Consider the following 15,791-nt stretch of genomic DNA (forward strand, 5'->3'; position numbering starts at 1 on the left):
GACCGGTCACTCGGCCAGGGCGGCCTGCTGCAGGGCGAACAGATCGTTCATGCCTTGCTGCGCCAGGGCCAACATGGCATTCAGCTCGGCAGGCTGGAAAGGCGCGCCTTCGGCGGTGCCCTGAACTTCGATGAACCCCCCAGTGCTGGTCATCACCACGTTGAGGTCGGTTTCGGCAGCCGAGTCTTCCAGGTAATCCAGATCGAGCACCGGCTCACCCTGATAGATGCCCACGGAAACGGCAGCGATCATTTGTTTGAGTGGGTCGCCGCCTTTCAGGCCGCCACGCTTCTTCATCACCTTGAGCGCATCGACCAGTGCGACCATGGCGCCGGTGATCGACGCGGTACGGGTACCACCATCGGCCTGGATCACGTCGCAGTCGACGTACAGGGTGTTTTCACCGAGCTTGCTCATGTCCAACGCGGCGCGCAGCGAACGGCCGATCAGGCGCTGGATTTCCAGGGTACGGCCGCCCTGCTTGCCCTTGCTCGCCTCACGCTGATTGCGGTCACCGGTCGCACGCGGCAGCATGCCGTACTCGGCAGTCACCCAGCCCTGGCCCTGGCCCTTGAGGAAGCGCGGTACGCCCTGCTCGACGCTGACGGTGCAAATCACCTTGGTATCACCGAATTCCACCAGCACCGAACCTTCGGCGTGCTTGGTGTAGTTGCGGGTGATGCGGATCGAGCGCAACTGATCGGCCGCGCGGCCACTGGGACGTTTCATCAAGGAATACCTGCTCGTGTTCTATATGGAATCGGGAATCTGCCGCGCATTATAGGGGCTGTTACCGTCTGGCCGCGACCGCGCCCGTCCGAACAGGCGCGGTCGCGATTGGGAGCCGTCGCCGCACTGCGCTACAATCGCCGCCTTTGGCCCATGCCAAACTGGCAGAACTTCACGAGGTAAGCAGCATGATCCACAGCATGACAGCCTTCGCCCGCACCGAGCAGGCAGGTGCCAACGGCACCCTGAGCTGGGAGCTGCGCTCGGTCAACCACCGCTACCTCGAGCCCCATCTGCGCCTGCCGGAAGCCTTTCGCGACCTCGAAGGCGCGGTACGTGAAGCCCTGCGTCAGGGCCTGTCGCGCGGCAAGGTGGAATGCACCCTGCGCTTCACCGAAGAAAGCGCCGGCAAACCGCTGCAGGTCGACCGCGACAAGGCCACGCAACTGATCGCCGCAGCGGAAAGCGTCGCCGCACTGATCAAGCAGCCGGCCCCGCTCAACCCACTGGAAGTACTCAGTTGGCCCGGCGTGCTGGTGGCCGATAGCAGCGACCCGCAAGCACTCAACAAGGCCGCCCTGAAGCTGTTCGGCAGCGCACTGGATGAATTGAAGGCCGGGCGCAGCCGCGAAGGCGCCGAGCTGGCCAAGCTGCTCAACGAACGCCTCGACAGCATGCTCGATGAAGTGGCCGCCCTGCGCGAGCTGGTGCCGCAGATGCTCGACGTGCAGCGCCAGAAGATCCTCGAGCGCTGCCGCGAAATGCAGGCCGACCTCGACCCACAGCGCCTCGAGCAGGAACTGGTGATGCTCGCGCAAAAGAGTGATGTGGCCGAAGAGCTGGATCGCCTGAACACCCACGTTACCGAGGTGCGCCGCGTGCTCAAAGCCGGCGGTGCAGCAGGCCGTCGCCTGGACTTCCTGATGCAGGAACTCAACCGCGAAGCCAACACCCTGGGTTCCAAGGCCTTCGACCCGCGCAGCACCCAGGCCGCGGTCAACCTCAAGGTGCTGATCGAGCAGATGCGCGAACAGGTACAGAACATCGAATAATCGTCGCCCGGCCTCTGCTGCGCGAATTCCCGACCCAACCGTTTCAGGATCGATCCATGAGCACCACCACCGGCACGCTCTACATTATTTCCGCCCCGTCGGGCGCAGGCAAAAGCAGCCTGGTCAAGGCATTGATCGACAGCGAACCGCATGTTCGCGTGTCGGTATCACACACTACCCGCGCCATGCGCCCGGGTGAAAGTGACGGCGTGCACTACCACTTCGTGGATCACGCGCAGTTCACTGGCATGCTCGAACAAAGCGAGTTTCTCGAGCACGCCCAGGTGTTCGGCAACTATTACGGCACCTCGCAACGCTCGCTGGAGAAGACCCTGGCCGAGGGCATCGATCTGATTCTGGAGATCGACTGGCAGGGCGCTCAACAGGTACGCCGCCTGATGCCGCAATCGAAATCGATCTTCATCCTGCCACCGACCCTGGAAGCGCTGCGCCACCGCCTGACCAGCCGCGGCCAGGACAGCGGCGAAGTGATCGAGCAACGCATGCACGAAGCGGTCAGCGAGATGAGTCACTACGTCGAGTACGACTACATCGTGATCAACGATGACTTCTCCCACGCGCTCAGCGACCTGAAGGCGATCTTCCGGGCCAATCAGTTGCTGCAGCCGGCCCAGCAGCAACGCCATCTGGGGTTGTTGAACGAACTGCTGGCGTGAACTGAAGCGGGACTGGCTCACGCCAGATCAGCTCTGCGAAGGTCGCTTGAGCACCGAAAATCGCGCCCTGCGTTGCGATCTCGTGCCTTCTAGCGACTTTCTCTTCCCTTAATGCTGGCGTTTTTCTAGACTATCCAGTCCGCTCGCCCATTTGGGCCCAGCTTATTTTTGCATTCGCTACGAGGAACACCATGGCTCGCGTTACCGTTGAAGACTGCCTGGACAACGTCGATAACCGCTTCGAGCTGGTCATGCTTGCCACCAAGCGCGCTCGCCAACTCGCTACCGGCGGCAAAGAACCTAAAGTGGCATGGGAAAACGACAAGCCAACCGTGGTCGCGCTGCGTGAAATTGCCAGCGGCCTGGTAAACGCCGACGTTATCGCCCAAGAAGACATCATCGAAGAAGAGCCGCTGTTCGCTGCCTTCGACGAAGAGGCTAACGAGCCTCTGTAAGCCTATGCCTGGTCGAAAACGTAGGTCGCGGGTGCACAAGGCCTGGCAAGGGAACCTCCCATGCCGAGCATAGACGCCCTCGCCGATCGACTTTCGACCTATCTGGGTGACGACCAGGTCAACCTGGTTCGTCGCGCGTATTTCTACGCCGAACAAGCGCATGATGGGCAACGCCGCCGCAGTGGCGAAGCCTACGTCACCCATCCGCTGGCCGTCGCCAGCATCCTCGCCGACATGCACATGGATCATCAGAGCCTGATGGCCGCGATGCTGCATGACGTGATCGAGGACACCGGGATCGCCAAGGAAGCCCTCCACGCGCAGTTTGGCGAGTCCGTGGCGGAACTGGTGGACGGGGTCAGCAAGCTGACCCAGATGAATTTCGAGACCAAGGCCGAGGCCCAGGCCGAAAACTTCCAGAAGATGGCCATGGCCATGGCGCGCGATATTCGCGTGATCCTGGTCAAACTGGCCGACCGCCTGCACAACATGCGCACCCTGGAAGTGCTGTCCGGCGAAAAGCGCCGGCGCATCGCCAAGGAAACCCTGGAAATCTACGCCCCCATCGCCAACCGCCTGGGCATGCACAGCATGCGCGTGGAATTCGAAGATCTCGGCTTCAAGGCCATGCACCCGATGCGCTCCGAGCGTATCCGTGCCGCCGTGCGCCGTGCCCGTGGCAACCGTAAGGAAATCGTCACCCGCATCGAAGAATCGCTGCTCCACTGCCTGGAGCGCGAAGACATGACAGGCGAGGTGATGGGCCGCGAGAAGCACCTGTACAGCATCTACCAGAAGATGCGCGGCAAACGCCGCGCATTCAACGAAATCATGGATGTGTACGCCTTCCGCATCGTGGTCGACAAGGTCGACACCTGCTACCGCGTGCTCGGCGCCGTGCACAACCTGTACAAACCGCTGCCGGGCCGCTTCAAGGACTACATCGCGATTCCCAAGGCCAACGGCTACCAGTCGTTGCACACCACCCTGTTCGGCATGCATGGCGTGCCGATCGAGATCCAGATTCGCACCCGCGAAATGGAAGAGATGGCCAACAACGGCATCGCCGCGCACTGGCTGTACAAATCCAACGAAGATGAAACGCCGAAGGGCAACCATGCCCGTGCGCGTCAGTGGGTCAAGGGCGTGCTGGAGATGCAGCAGCGCGCCGGCAACTCGCTGGAGTTCATCGAGAGCGTGAAGATCGACCTGTTCCCGGACGAGGTCTACGTGTTCACGCCCAAGGGCCGCATCATGGAGCTACCGAAAGGCTCCACGGCCGTGGACTTTGCCTATGCGGTGCACACCGATGTCGGCAACACGTGCATCGCCTGTCGCATCAATCGTCGCCTGGCACCACTGTCCCAGGCGCTGGAAAGCGGCTCCACGGTGGAAATCGTCAGCGCGCCTGGCGCACGCCCCAACCCGGCCTGGCTGAACTTCGTGGTCACCGGCAAGGCGCGCACCCATATTCGTCACGCCCTCAAGCAACAGCGCCGCTCGGAATCCGTCAACCTTGGCGAGCGTCTGCTCAACAAGGTACTGACCAGCTTCGAAAGCAACCTGGACAAGCTGCAACCCGAGCGCCAGCAGGCAGTGCTCAACGAATACCGCCTGGAGACCTTCGACGACTTGCTCGAAGATATCGGCCTGGGCAATCGCATGGCCTATGTCGTCGCGCGCCGCTTGCTAGCAGGCGAGGGCGAAGAGTTGCCCAACGCCGAAAGCCCGCTGGCGATTCGCGGCACCGAAGGTCTGGTGCTCAGCTACGCCAAATGCTGCACGCCGATTCCGGGCGACCCTATCGTCGGTCACCTGTCGGCAGGCAAAGGCATGGTGGTGCACATGGACACCTGTCGCAATATCAGCGAAGTGCGCCACAACCCGGAAAAATGCATCCAGCTGTCCTGGGCCAAGGACGTGACAGGTGAGTTCAATGTCGAGTTGCGTGTCGAACTGGAGCACCAGCGAGGGCTCATCGCCCTGCTGGCCGGCAGCGTCAATGCTGCTGACGGCAACATCGAAAAGATCAGCATGGACGAACGCGACGGGCGCGTCAGCGTGGTACAACTGGTGGTCAGCGTACACGACCGCGTGCACCTGGCCCGAGTGATCAAGAAGCTACGCACCCTGCCCGGCGTCATGCGCATCACCCGCGTCAAGGCCTGACCGACTCGCTCAGGCCGCCCATGACCGATGCGCCTCGCGCATCTCCACCAAGGAGCCTCTATGAGCAAAACCGTTATCAACAGCGACGAAGCCCCGGCCGCTATCGGCACATATTCCCAAGCCATCAAGGCCGGTAATACCGTTTACCTGTCCGGACAGATCCCTCTGGATCCAAAGACGATGGAGCTGGTCGAAGGCTTCGAAGCGCAGACCGTACAAGTCTTCGAGAACCTTAAATCGGTCATCGAGGCCGCCGGCGGCTCGTTCAAGGACGTGGTCAAGCTGAACATCTTCCTCACCGACCTCTCCCACTTCGCTACCGTCAACGAGGTCATGGGCCGCTACTTCCAGCAGCCCTATCCTGCCCGCGCCGCCATTGGCGTGGCCGCCCTGCCAAAGGGCGCACAGGTTGAGATGGATGGCATCCTGGTCATCGACTGATCAGCGCCAATGCCCGGAGCGAACGCTCCGGGCGACTCGCTTTACCCTTCGCGCAATACCGCGGCATAGCCCTCGCGATAGCTGGGATACTGCGGTGACCAGCCCAGCGCTCGGGCACGCGCATTAGTGCAGCGCTTGCTGCCAGAGCGGCGCACGGTCGACTCCTCCGACCAATGCTCGACACCCAATTGCTGACGCAACCAACCCATCACCTCGTGCAGCGGCGCCGGCTCGTCATCCACGCCGATATAGCAGTCATCCAGCGGCTTGCCTGCCGAATCCGCCTGCAGCAGGAAGGCCAGCAGGCCTGCGGCATCATCGGCATGAATGCGATTGCCATAGAGCGGCGGCTCCACCGATACCCGATAGCCCATGCGCACCTGCTTGAGCAGCCATTCGCGACCCGGGCCGTAGATACCGGTCAGACGCACCACCGTGGCGGGCACCTCAGCGCTCCACGCCACCTGCTCTGCCTCGCGTATCACACGCCCCGAGTAGCTCTGTGCCTCTGCAGGCGAGGTTTCGTCGATCCACTCGCCATCCGCCTGGGCGTATACGCCACTACTGGAAACGAACAGCAGACGCTTCGGGCACTGTCCTCGCGATTTCAGCCAGCTCAGCACATGGCGTAGGCCGTCGACGTACGCCTGCCGATAGCCCGGCTCATCGTGCTGGGTAGCGGCTGCGCTATACACCAGATAATCCAGCTCACCCTGCGGCCATTGCTCGGGGCAGCCAGGCTCGTGCAGGTCACCCGCCACCGGCAGGATGCCTGCGGGCAACTCGGATACCGTTCGGCGCATGCCATAGACCTGCCAGCCCGCGTCATGCAGACGCACCGCAAGACGGCCTCCGACATCACCGCAGCCAGCAATCATCACGCTCGTAACTCTACTCATCACTGCCCTCTCTCACCCCGGCAGGCGCTCTAACACGACGACCAAAATGTAATATAGTTACACTAACGCTTTCATAAACAAGAATTACTTGCAATAATGTTCAGCCTTTTTTGCCGCGCAGCGTTTCGCCTGCGCAGGTCACCGTCATCACACTTAGGTCCGGCAAGCATGAACTCTACCGCCCATAGCGCTAAGCCAACCACTGTCGCCGCTCGGCCGCAACGCCTCGGCGCGCTCCTCGCTCTGCTGCTCAGCCTGACGCTGGCTCCGACCGCGAGCTTCGCCGATCAGTCGGCTCCTGCGCCAGCCGAACCAGCCGCTGCAACGCAGCAGGCCCCCGCCAACACCGGCCCGGCTGCCACCGCACCACAACTGCAGGCTGCGCCGCTGTCGCCGGAAGCCACCGCTCAGGTCGATGCGCTGGGTGACAAACTCGAGGCACTGGGCCCGCAGGCTACTCCAGAACAACTCAACGAAGCCCGTCAGCAGTTCTTCAGCGAAAACAACATCGCTCCTGAAGATGCCGCAAAACTGCAGCAGGCCCTCGCCGCTCAGCAGAGTGCAGACGCACAGGCAATGGGCGAAGACTCCGCCGCCGAAGCGGAAGTGGTGTTCCACGATCTGTCCCCATGGGGCATGTATCAAGGTGCCGACGTAGTGGTCAAAACGGTGATGATCGGTCTGGTACTGGCGTCGATCCTGACCTGGACTATCTGGATTGCCAAGACCATCGAACTGGTCGGTGCACGTCGCCGTCTGCGCCGTGAAATCCTCGAGTTGAAGGGTGCTCGCAACCTGGCCCAGGCCAGCGATCAGGCGCGCGCCAAGCACAGCTTCAGTGAAATCCTCATCGAAGACGCCCGCGAAGAACTGAAACTCTCGGCCACCAGCCGCGAGAAGGAAGGCATCAAGGAGCGTGTCAGCTTCCGCCTCGAGCGTCTGGTCGGTGCTTGCGGTCGCGACATGAGCAAAGGTACCGGGGTACTCGCCACCATCGGTTCCACCGCACCCTTCGTCGGCCTGTTCGGCACCGTGTGGGGCATCATGAACAGCTTCATCGGTATCGCCAAAACCCAGACCACCAACCTTGCCGTGGTCGCTCCCGGTATCGCCGAAGCGCTGCTGGCGACCGCTCTGGGTCTGGTTGCTGCGATTCCTGCGGTGATCATTTACAACGCCTTCTCGCGCTCGATCAGCGCCTACAAGGCGCAGGTCGCCGACGCATCCGCTCAGGTGCTGCTGCTGGTCAGCCGTGACCTGGACATGCAGCCGAGTGGCGATCGCTCCCAACAGCCTCACATGGTCAAGGCGGGTTAAGGCCATGGGTCTTCATCTCAACGAAAACGGCGGCGACGATCTCCAGGAAAACCACGAGATCAACGTCACGCCCTTCATCGACGTGATGCTGGTGCTGTTGATCATCTTCATGGTCGCCGCACCATTGGCCACCGTCGACGTGAAGATCGACCTGCCCGCGTCCAGCGCCAAACCGGCGCCAAGGCCGGACAAGCCGATCTACCTGAGCATCAAGGACGACAAGAAGCTGTTCATCGATAACGACGAAGTACAGCCGGCCATGCTCGGCGCGGCGCTGGACAAGCTGACGCAGAATGACAAGGACAAGACCATCTTCGTACGCGGCGACAAGGGCGTCGAATATGGCGACCTGATGGAAGTCATGGACACCCTGCGTGGCACCGGCTATCTGAAGATCGGCCTAGTAGGCCTGGAGACGGTCGGCGCGCAATGAAGAAATCCAGCCGCACGTTCTCCTGGTTCGCTAGCCTGGTCATCGTGGTTGGGCTGCACATCGGTCTGTTCCTCTGGGCCATGTACTGGCAGCCCCAAGCGACGCCCATCGAGCTGCCTCCCGCAGCCATGATCGTCGAACTGGAACCACTGCCCCCAGCCGCGCCCAAGCCTGCTCCGCCGCCGCCACCGGAAGTCGTTCCGGAGGAGCCCGAGCCTCAGCCGAAACTGGTAGAAGCGCCCAAGCCGACGCTGGCAGTAACGCCGCCGAAACCCAAGCCGAAGCCAAAACCCAAGCCGCCGAAGCCCAAGCCACCCGAGCCGAAGCCGCCAGAGCCTCAGGACGAGCCGCCAGAAGACGCCCCACCCGCGCCTCCTGCACCGGCTGAAGCCAAACCGGCAGCGCCACAACAGGCACCGGTCAGCTCGCCGAGCAAGGCCGAAGTCACCTGGCAAAGTCAGTTGCTGACGCACCTGGCCAAGTACAAGCGTTACCCGGAAGACGCGCGCCGTCGCGGCCTCGAGGGCGTCAACCGCTTGCGCTTCGTGGTCGATGCCAATGGCATGGTGTTGTCGTACACGCTGGTCGGCAAATCCAGCAGCGCCTCCCTGGACAGGGCCACGCTGCAGATGATCCGCCGCGCGCAGCCGCTGCCCAAACCGCCACCTGAAATGCTCAAGGATGGCAGCGTGGAAATCGTCGCGCCGTTCATCTACTCGCTGGAGCGCGGCCGCGGTCGCTGATGCACTTGTCCGCCCCAGGCCAAAAAGCCCGGGGCGGATACCTTTCCCCCCAGCAATATCCCTCTCGCAGACACACCTCAGTGGTTGGTTACATAGAAGACAGCGGCTATGCTTGGCTCCATCTCAATGGACTAAGACTATGACCCTCACTGAACTGCGCTACATCGTGACGCTCGCTCAGGAACAACACTTTGGCCGAGCCGCCGAGCGCTGCCATGTTAGCCAGCCCACCCTGTCGGTCGGCGTGAAGAAACTCGAAGACGAACTCGGCGTGCTGATCTTCGAGCGCAGCAAGAGCGCAGTGCGCCTGACGCCAGTCGGTGAAGGCATCGTCACCCAGGCACAAAAAGTCCTGGAACAGGCTCAAGGCATCCGCGAGCTGGCCCAGGCCGGCAAGAACCAGTTGGCAGCACCGTTGAAGATCGGCGCCATCTATACGGTCGGCCCGTATCTGTTCCCTCATCTGATCCCACAGCTGCATCGCGTGGCCACCCAGATGCCGCTGTACATCGAAGAGAACTTCACCCACGTGCTGCGCGACAAGCTGCGCACCGGAGAGCTGGACGCGATCATCGTCGCGCTGCCGTTCCAGGAAGCGGACGTGCTGACGCTGCCGCTGTACGACGAACCCTTCTACGCCCTGCTGCCTGCGGATCACCCGTGGACAGCGATGAAGACCATCGACACCAAACTGCTCAACGACAAGAGCCTGTTGCTGCTCGGCGAGGGCCACTGCTTCCGCGATCAGGTGCTGGAAGCCTGCCCGACTCTGCGCAAGGGCGAGGAGCAAGCACGGCACACCACGGTGGAATCCAGCTCCCTGGAAACCATCCGCCATATGGTTGCCTCGGGCCTTGGTGTTTCCATCCTGCCGTTCTCGGCAGTCGACAGCCACCACTATGCCCCTGGCGTCATCGAAGTACGCCCGCTCAGCCCGCCGGCACCATTCCGCACCGTAGCCATCGCCTGGCGCGCCAGCTTCCCTCGGCCGAAGGCCATCGAGGTGCTGGCTGACTCCATCCGCCTGTGCTCGGTCGCCAAACCCCTGCCGCGTAGCGTCTGAGAGCAACGATGAGCGAGCTGTCGACGGTTTCCGTTACCGACCTCAAAGGCGTCGGCGCGGCCCTGGCGGAGAAACTCGCCAAGGTCGGCCTGGAAACCCTGCAGGACATCCTTTTCCATCTACCCCTGCGCTATCAGGATCGCACCCGGATCGTTCCCATCGGCGCCTTGCGGCCCGGCCAGGACGCGGTGGTCGAGGGCACCGTTTCCGGCGCGGATGTGGTGATGGGCAAGCGCCGCAGCCTGCTGGTTCGCTTGAATGACGGCAGTGGCACGCTCAGCCTGCGTTTCTACCATTTCAGCAATGCGCAGAAGGAAGGTCTCAAGCGTGGCACCCAGGTGCGCTGCTACGGTGAAATCCGCCCCGGTTCGTCTGGCCTGGAAATCTACCACCCTGAGTATCGCGCGCTGTCCGGCGATGAACCGCCGGCCGTTGAGCAAACCCTGACACCGATCTATCCGACCACCGAAGGGCTGACCCAACAGCGCCTGCGTCAGCTCAGCGAACAGGCCCTGGCTCGCCTCGGCCCGCACAGCCTGCCGGACTGGTTACCCCGCGAATTGGCCAACGATTACCAGCTAGCGCCGCTGGATCAGGCGATTCGCTACCTGCACCGGCCACCACCGGATGCCGACCTCGAGGAACTCGCCGAAGGTCGCCACTGGGCTCAGCACCGGCTGGCCTTCGAGGAGCTGCTCACCCACCAACTGTCGATGCAGCGTCTGCGCGAAAGTGCCCGTGCTCAGCGCGCGCCTGTACTGCCGGTCGCCCAGACGCTGCCGGGGAAATTCCTCGCCAACCTCGGCTTCAAGCCGACCGGCGCGCAGCAGCGGGTCGGCGCCGAGATCGCCTATGACCTGAGCCAGGACGAGCCGATGCTGCGTCTGGTGCAGGGCGATGTCGGCGCCGGCAAGACCGTGGTCGCGGCGTTCGCGGCACTGCAGGCGATCGAGGCGGGTTATCAGGTGGCGCTGATGGCACCCACGGAAATCCTCGCCGAACAGCATTACCTGAACTTCACCCGCTGGCTGCAGCCACTGGGTCTGGAAACCGCCTGGCTGGCCGGAAAGCTCAAGGGCAAAGCGCGTGTCGCTGCCCTGGAGCAAATCGCCGCTGGTGCGCCCATGGTGGTCGGCACGCACGCGCTATTTCAGGAAGAGGTGCGCTTTCACAATCTGGCCCTGGCGATCATCGACGAACAGCATCGCTTCGGCGTGCAACAGCGCCTGGCGCTGCGCCAGAAAGGCGTAGGCGGCAAGCTCAGCCCACACCAGTTGATCATGACCGCGACGCCCATCCCACGCACACTGGCGATGAGCGCCTATGCGGATCTGGACACCTCGATTCTCGACGAGCTGCCGCCGGGCCGCACACCGGTGAACACCGTACTGGTAGCAGACAGCCGTCGCTTCGAGGTGGTCGAGCGAGTGCGCTCGGCCTGCAACGAAGGCCGTCAGGCTTACTGGGTCTGCACGCTGATCGAGGAATCCGAAGAGCTGACCTGCCAGGCAGCGGAGACGACTTATGAGGATCTGTCTGCTGCCCTCGTTGGTCAGCAGGTCGGGCTGATCCACGGGCGTATGAAGCCTGCCGAAAAAGCCGCGGTGATGGATCAGTTCAAGCAGGGCCAACTCCAGTTGCTGGTAGCCACCACGGTGATCGAGGTGGGCGTCGACGTCCCCAATGCCAGCCTGATGATCATCGAAAACCCCGAGCGCCTTGGTCTGGCACAACTGCACCAGTTACGCGGGCGGGTCGGCCGTGGCAGCGCTGCCAGTCATTGCGTGCTGCTCTACCACCCGCCGCTGTCACAGATCGGTCGCGAGCGGCTGGGCATCATGCGTGAAACCAGTGATGGCTTCATCATCGCGGAAAAGGATCTGGAGCTGCGCGGCCCCGGAGAAATGCTCGGTACTCGACAAACCGGCCTGCTGCAGTTCAAGGTAGCTGATCTGATGCGTGATGCCGACCTGCTGCCGGCGGTTCGCGATGCGGCTCAGGCACTGCTGGAGCACTGGCCACAGCATGTCAGCCCGCTGCTGGAACGCTGGCTGCGTCATGGTCAACAATATGGGCAAGTTTGAGCGTTACACAGGACGATGGTCGACTCACGAGGTCCCATTGTCAGCTTGCTGGTTATACTTGGGGAGCTGCGTCCCCCTTTACGACGGAACACGTCATGACTGAAGTAGCCATCGCCGACCTCTCTCCCCAACCACCTCTGGTGATTCGTCAGTTGCTGGAAAAGCTCGGGCTGAATTATCAAGTGCGCATCGAGCAGCCCGGCCTGGCTGCTGCTCAGCGAGTGCAAACTGCGTTACTCGACGACGCGGTGGGAGCTCTGCTGGTGCTGTTTCCGCAAAGTCAGTTGCTCGACCTCAACCGGTTGGCGGAGCTGACCGGACGGAAACTTATCGCGGTCAAACCCGAGCGCCTGGAGCGTATGCTCAGCAAGCATGAGCTGAAGCTATTGCCTGGCATCCCGGCGCTAACCAGTTCGCCTTGTCTGTACGATGAACGCCTGCTCGATGTGCCGAGCCTGTTCATCCAGTCCGGTGAGCCCGGCGTGCTGCTGGAACTGAGTAACGAGACCTTCAAAAGCTTGTTGGCCAAGGCCAGCGCCGCGCGTTTCGGCGAGCCTCTGAGTAAGGTTAGGCCCAACCTCAATCGCCCAGACGATGATCGAAACGAGATCAGCCATGCGGTGCAAGCCTTTACCGCGCGGCGTATCCAGCAACGTCTGGAAGAGACCATTGAAATTCCACCGCTGCCGGAAACCGCACAGAAAATCATCAAACTGCGCGTCGACCCCAATGCCACGGTAGACGACATCACTGGCGTGGTCGAAACCGATCCAGCGCTCGCCGCACAAGTAGTGAGCTGGGCGGCATCGCCCTACTATGCTGCGCCCGGCAAGATCCGCTCGGTGGAAGACGCCATCGTCCGCGTGCTGGGCTTCGATCTGGTGATCAACCTGGCGCTGGGCCTGGCATTGGGCAAGACCCTCAGCCTGCCAAAGGATCAGCCGCAGCAGACCACGCCCTACTGGCAGCAGGCGATTTACACCGCCGCAGTGATCGAAGGGCTGACCCGCGCCATGCCCCGCGCCCAGCGCCCGGAAGCAGGGCTGACCTACCTGGCTGGCTTGCTGCACAACTTCGGCAACCTGGTGCTGGCTCACGTATTCCCGCCACACTTCTCGCTGATCTGCCGGCACCTTGAGGTCAACCAACACTTGCCGCACAGCTACATCGAGCAGCACCTGCTCGGTATCAGCCGTGAACAGATTGGTTCCTGGCTGATGCGTTACTGGGACATGCCCGAGGAACTGGCGGTGGCCCTGCGCTTCCAGCACGACGCGACCTACAGTGGTAACCACGCCACCTACCCGAACCTGGTGTATCTGGCGGTCAGCATGCTGCGCAACCGCGGTATCGGTACCGGGCCCGAGCGCGAGATCCCGCAGAGCCTGCTCGACAACCTGGGAATCACGCGGGACAAAGCCGAAGACGCACTGAGCAAGGTGCTGGCTGCCGAAGTTGCCCTGCGCGATTTGGCTTCGCAGTTCGGCTCGCCTAACTGACGACGTACCCGTGGCCAGTCACTTAACGAGTGGCCACGGGTACGCCTTGCTGAATCAGGCTGCTTTCTTGTCGGTCTTGCGCTTGGGGCGCAGGTATTTGGTCAGCCCCTGGAACCACATCACCAAAGCCGTGTTGCCCTGGATCTGAATATCCTTGTTCTGGATGCCCTGCATGAAAGCCAGTTGCTTGTTTTTCGCCGTCAGGGTGGCGAAACCGTAGGGCGCATCCTTGAAGCCGATGGCAAAGGCCGGCTCGCTGACCGTGCCGCGCTTACTGCTGACGCGCTGGTCTTTGACGATGAAGTGGCGGGTAATCCTGCCGTCCAGCGTATGCAGCTGGAACACCAGATCACGCCCCTCCAATTGCTGGCGAAACGCTGGATTATCACGACTTGCCTTGGCCATAAGACGGCCCAGCATCCACAGAAGAAAACGAAATTTCATGGCATGGCCTGTTGGCGAGGAAGCAGAGGCCGCGCATTGTAGCGCCTTGCCAGAAGCCTGACAGCCAGCCTTATGGAGGGCGGCTAGCGCGGACGCTGAGGAGGAGGGTCTGCTGACACTTCACACGACTGCCAGAACAGTCGCGCTGATTACCGGCAGGCTGCGCTGAAACGTCAACAGACCCTGGGCTCAGTTGACCGAATCCTTGAGGGCTTTGCCTGGCTTGAAGGCGACGGTGTTGCTGGCCTTGATGGTGACGGGTTGCCCGGTCTGCGGGTTCTTGCCGGTGCGCGCGCCACGGTGGCGCTGCACGAAGGTACCGAAGCCAACCAACGTCACACTGTCCTTGCGGTTCAGTGCACCGGTGATTTCTTCAAGAACGGCGTTGAGTACACGATTAGCCTGATCTTTGGTCAGATCAGCTTTTTCCGCGATAGCAGCGGCGAGTTCCGGTTTGCGCATAAATGCCTCATTCTACGGTTTGTTGTTGTTGTGTTCCGTGCCCTGCAGCGCCAAGGCGCCGCGACAGCTCTACGCTGCGGGTGGCCTGGGGGAGAATGGCACGCTCTAAAGGGCTTCGCCAGCCCTGCTTCTAGCTAAATCCGGCATTTTGTCGACCACGCGACAGAACGCTCAGGGCAGCACGGCCGGCAGTTGACGATTGAGCGTCAGTTTTTCCTGTACCGCTGTCCCCGTCAGCGCGTAGCCCAGCAAGGCGCCAGAGGCGTCGTGACACAGTGCCTTGATATCGCCGCCACTGCCTTCGACCGTCCAGCGACCTTGGGTTCCACGCGCAGGTGGCGACACGATCAGCGGGCATGCTGGGGTTTTCACGGTGACTGGCATGGCCCCGTATGCGACCTCGCTTGCTGTGCCGCTGAGCGTCTTCGCCAGCGTACGGGCGCAGGCCATGAGCGGCATGACATAGAGCAGGTTGAGGCCGTCGACTTCGGCGCAATCACCCAGCGCATAGATATTGGCGTGCGAGGAGCGCAGCTCGCGGTCGACCATGACACCGCGGTTGACGGCCAGGCCGGCAGCCGCAGCCAGGTCGATGCGCGGGCGCAGGCCAACCGCGGAGATCACCAGATCACAGGCGATCATCTGGCCATCGGACAGATGCGCCTCTAGCCCGTCATCCGCAGGCTCCAGCCGGCTGAGCACCGGCCCCAGATGCAGTCGCACACCCAGGTCTTCCAGGCCACTACGCACAGCAGCAGCCGCTTCTGCGGGGAGCAAGGCGGGCATCAGCTGTTCACAGGGCGCAACCAGATCGACTTCGTAGCCACCGAGCGACAGGTCGTTGGCGAACTCGCAGCCGATCAGCCCGGCACCGAGAATCAGCACCCGGCGCTTACCCAGCGCCGCCTGGCGAAAGCGCGCGTAACCTTCGAGGTCGTTGACCGTGAACAACTCATCCCGGGCGTCGCCCTCGATAGGTACTTGCAGCACCTCGGCGCCCCAGGCAAGCACCAGATCACGATACGGCACGGCCTCCTCGCCGATCCACAGGCGTTTGTGCCCCGGGTCGATGCCAGTAACCCGCGTATGCGTCCACACCTGGGCACCCAGTTGCTCGGCCATTGCCCCGGGCTCGGCCATGCACAAGCCGTCGGCATCCTTGTTCTTGGCGAAGCCGGTAGACAGCATCGGCTTGGAGTAGGAGCGACCGTCATCAGCGGTAATCAGTAACAGCGGCGTTTCGCTGTCCAGCTTGCGAAATTCGCGCGCCAGATTGTAGCCGGCCAGGCCGGTACCGATGATTACCACGGGGTCGCTCATTACT

Annotated in this window: 16 protein-coding genes; 11 read left to right on the forward strand and 5 right to left on the reverse strand. The window is 62.3% G+C overall.

Annotated elements, in window-relative coordinates:
- Positions 1-6: 6 nt before the first annotated feature.
- Positions 7-729, reverse strand: a complete 723-nt coding sequence (rph, locus tag ACZ3GY_RS18055) for a ribonuclease PH (protein WP_465911396.1) — start codon at positions 727-729, stop codon at positions 7-9.
- Positions 730-917: 188 nt separating this feature from the next.
- Here rph and ACZ3GY_RS18060 point away from each other — a divergent pair, with 188 nt between their 5' ends.
- From ACZ3GY_RS18060 to ACZ3GY_RS18080, 5 genes are all read left to right on the forward strand, one after another.
- Positions 918-1,781: a YicC/YloC family endoribonuclease gene (locus tag ACZ3GY_RS18060; protein ID WP_465911397.1), complete on the forward strand. Its 864-nt coding sequence runs from the start codon at positions 918-920 to the stop codon at positions 1,779-1,781.
- A 56-nt stretch (positions 1,782-1,837) separates the two neighbouring features.
- A complete protein-coding gene (gene gmk, locus ACZ3GY_RS18065) occupies positions 1,838-2,458 on the forward strand; it encodes a guanylate kinase (protein WP_463562693.1) in 621 nt (206 codons plus the stop codon).
- Positions 2,459-2,649: 191 nt separating this feature from the next.
- Positions 2,650-2,913: a DNA-directed RNA polymerase subunit omega gene (gene rpoZ / locus ACZ3GY_RS18070; protein ID WP_463562694.1), complete on the forward strand. Its 264-nt coding sequence runs from the start codon at positions 2,650-2,652 to the stop codon at positions 2,911-2,913.
- Positions 2,914-2,973: 60 nt separating this feature from the next.
- Positions 2,974-5,082 (forward strand): bifunctional GTP diphosphokinase/guanosine-3',5'-bis pyrophosphate 3'-pyrophosphohydrolase, encoded by a 2,109-nt coding sequence (gene spoT / locus ACZ3GY_RS18075; protein WP_463562695.1) that lies wholly within the window; start codon positions 2,974-2,976, stop codon positions 5,080-5,082.
- A 60-nt stretch (positions 5,083-5,142) separates the two neighbouring features.
- Complete coding sequence (locus ACZ3GY_RS18080; RefSeq protein ID WP_463562696.1) at positions 5,143-5,523, forward strand: RidA family protein; 381 nt, start codon at positions 5,143-5,145, stop codon at positions 5,521-5,523.
- A 41-nt stretch (positions 5,524-5,564) separates the two neighbouring features.
- On the opposite strand, the gene ACZ3GY_RS18085 is transcribed toward ACZ3GY_RS18080, so the two are convergent.
- Positions 5,565-6,422, reverse strand: a complete 858-nt coding sequence (locus ACZ3GY_RS18085) for an SDR family oxidoreductase (protein WP_463562697.1) — start codon at positions 6,420-6,422, stop codon at positions 5,565-5,567.
- 636 nt (positions 6,423-7,058) lie between these two features.
- Here ACZ3GY_RS18085 and exbB point away from each other — a divergent pair.
- The 6 genes from exbB (at position 7,059) to ACZ3GY_RS18115 (ending at position 13,561) form a co-directional block, all read left to right on the forward strand.
- Positions 7,059-7,739: a tonB-system energizer ExbB gene (exbB, locus tag ACZ3GY_RS18090; RefSeq protein WP_463565952.1), complete on the forward strand. Its 681-nt coding sequence runs from the start codon at positions 7,059-7,061 to the stop codon at positions 7,737-7,739.
- A 4-nt stretch (positions 7,740-7,743) separates the two neighbouring features.
- Positions 7,744-8,172, forward strand: coding sequence for a TonB system transport protein ExbD (gene exbD / locus ACZ3GY_RS18095; protein WP_225837417.1), 429 nt, complete (start codon positions 7,744-7,746; stop codon positions 8,170-8,172).
- Complete coding sequence (locus ACZ3GY_RS18100) at positions 8,169-8,915, forward strand: energy transducer TonB (RefSeq protein ID WP_225837415.1); 747 nt, start codon at positions 8,169-8,171, stop codon at positions 8,913-8,915. Before exbD ends, ACZ3GY_RS18100 begins: the two co-directional genes overlap by 4 nt.
- A 139-nt stretch (positions 8,916-9,054) precedes the next feature.
- Positions 9,055-9,978 (forward strand): hydrogen peroxide-inducible genes activator, encoded by a 924-nt coding sequence (locus tag ACZ3GY_RS18105; protein ID WP_225837413.1) that lies wholly within the window; start codon positions 9,055-9,057, stop codon positions 9,976-9,978.
- Positions 9,979-9,986: 8 nt separating this feature from the next.
- Entirely contained in the window at positions 9,987-12,062 is a 2,076-nt protein-coding gene (gene recG / locus ACZ3GY_RS18110) for an ATP-dependent DNA helicase RecG (protein ID WP_463562698.1), read from the forward strand.
- Positions 12,063-12,157: 95 nt separating this feature from the next.
- Complete coding sequence (locus tag ACZ3GY_RS18115; RefSeq protein WP_463562699.1) at positions 12,158-13,561, forward strand: aminoacyl-tRNA deacylase and HDOD domain-containing protein; 1,404 nt, start codon at positions 12,158-12,160, stop codon at positions 13,559-13,561.
- A 54-nt stretch (positions 13,562-13,615) separates the two neighbouring features.
- On the opposite strand, the gene ACZ3GY_RS18120 is transcribed toward ACZ3GY_RS18115, so the two are convergent.
- The 3 genes from ACZ3GY_RS18120 to ACZ3GY_RS18130 all read right to left on the reverse strand — a co-directional run bounded on the left by ACZ3GY_RS18120 (position 13,616) and on the right by ACZ3GY_RS18130 (position 15,787).
- Positions 13,616-14,005, reverse strand: a complete 390-nt coding sequence (locus ACZ3GY_RS18120) for an SCP2 sterol-binding domain-containing protein (RefSeq protein WP_465911400.1) — start codon at positions 14,003-14,005, stop codon at positions 13,616-13,618.
- 189 nt (positions 14,006-14,194) lie between these two features.
- A complete protein-coding gene (locus ACZ3GY_RS18125; protein ID WP_225837397.1) occupies positions 14,195-14,467 on the reverse strand; it encodes an HU family DNA-binding protein in 273 nt (90 codons plus the stop codon).
- A 171-nt stretch (positions 14,468-14,638) separates the two neighbouring features.
- The gene (locus ACZ3GY_RS18130; RefSeq protein WP_465911401.1) at positions 14,639-15,787 is read right to left on the reverse strand and encodes an FAD-dependent oxidoreductase; all 1,149 of its coding nucleotides are present in this window, start codon (positions 15,785-15,787) and stop codon (positions 14,639-14,641) included.
- Positions 15,788-15,791: the final 4 nt, after the last annotated feature.

The sequence above is a fragment of the Pseudomonas sp. PME37.24/006 genome, assembly GCF_055556635.1.

Coding starts and splice junctions, on each gene's coding strand:
- rph (WP_465911396.1), bottom strand. CDS start 729: ATGAAACGTCCCAGTGGCCGCGCGGCCGATCAGTTGCGCTCGATCCGC.
- ACZ3GY_RS18060 (WP_465911397.1), top strand. CDS start 918: ATGATCCACAGCATGACAGCCTTCGCCCGCACCGAGCAGGCAGGTGCC.
- gmk (WP_463562693.1), top strand. CDS start 1,838: ATGAGCACCACCACCGGCACGCTCTACATTATTTCCGCCCCGTCGGGC.
- rpoZ (WP_463562694.1), top strand. CDS start 2,650: ATGGCTCGCGTTACCGTTGAAGACTGCCTGGACAACGTCGATAACCGC.
- spoT (WP_463562695.1), top strand. CDS start 2,974: ATGCCGAGCATAGACGCCCTCGCCGATCGACTTTCGACCTATCTGGGT.
- ACZ3GY_RS18080 (WP_463562696.1), top strand. CDS start 5,143: ATGAGCAAAACCGTTATCAACAGCGACGAAGCCCCGGCCGCTATCGGC.
- ACZ3GY_RS18085 (WP_463562697.1), bottom strand. CDS start 6,422: ATGAGTAGAGTTACGAGCGTGATGATTGCTGGCTGCGGTGATGTCGGA.
- exbB (WP_463565952.1), top strand. CDS start 7,059: ATGTATCAAGGTGCCGACGTAGTGGTCAAAACGGTGATGATCGGTCTG.
- exbD (WP_225837417.1), top strand. CDS start 7,744: ATGGGTCTTCATCTCAACGAAAACGGCGGCGACGATCTCCAGGAAAAC.
- ACZ3GY_RS18100 (WP_225837415.1), top strand. CDS start 8,169: ATGAAGAAATCCAGCCGCACGTTCTCCTGGTTCGCTAGCCTGGTCATC.
- ACZ3GY_RS18105 (WP_225837413.1), top strand. CDS start 9,055: ATGACCCTCACTGAACTGCGCTACATCGTGACGCTCGCTCAGGAACAA.
- recG (WP_463562698.1), top strand. CDS start 9,987: ATGAGCGAGCTGTCGACGGTTTCCGTTACCGACCTCAAAGGCGTCGGC.
- ACZ3GY_RS18115 (WP_463562699.1), top strand. CDS start 12,158: ATGACTGAAGTAGCCATCGCCGACCTCTCTCCCCAACCACCTCTGGTG.
- ACZ3GY_RS18120 (WP_465911400.1), bottom strand. CDS start 14,005: ATGAAATTTCGTTTTCTTCTGTGGATGCTGGGCCGTCTTATGGCCAAG.
- ACZ3GY_RS18125 (WP_225837397.1), bottom strand. CDS start 14,467: ATGCGCAAACCGGAACTCGCCGCTGCTATCGCGGAAAAAGCTGATCTG.
- ACZ3GY_RS18130 (WP_465911401.1), bottom strand. CDS start 15,787: ATGAGCGACCCCGTGGTAATCATCGGTACCGGCCTGGCCGGCTACAAT.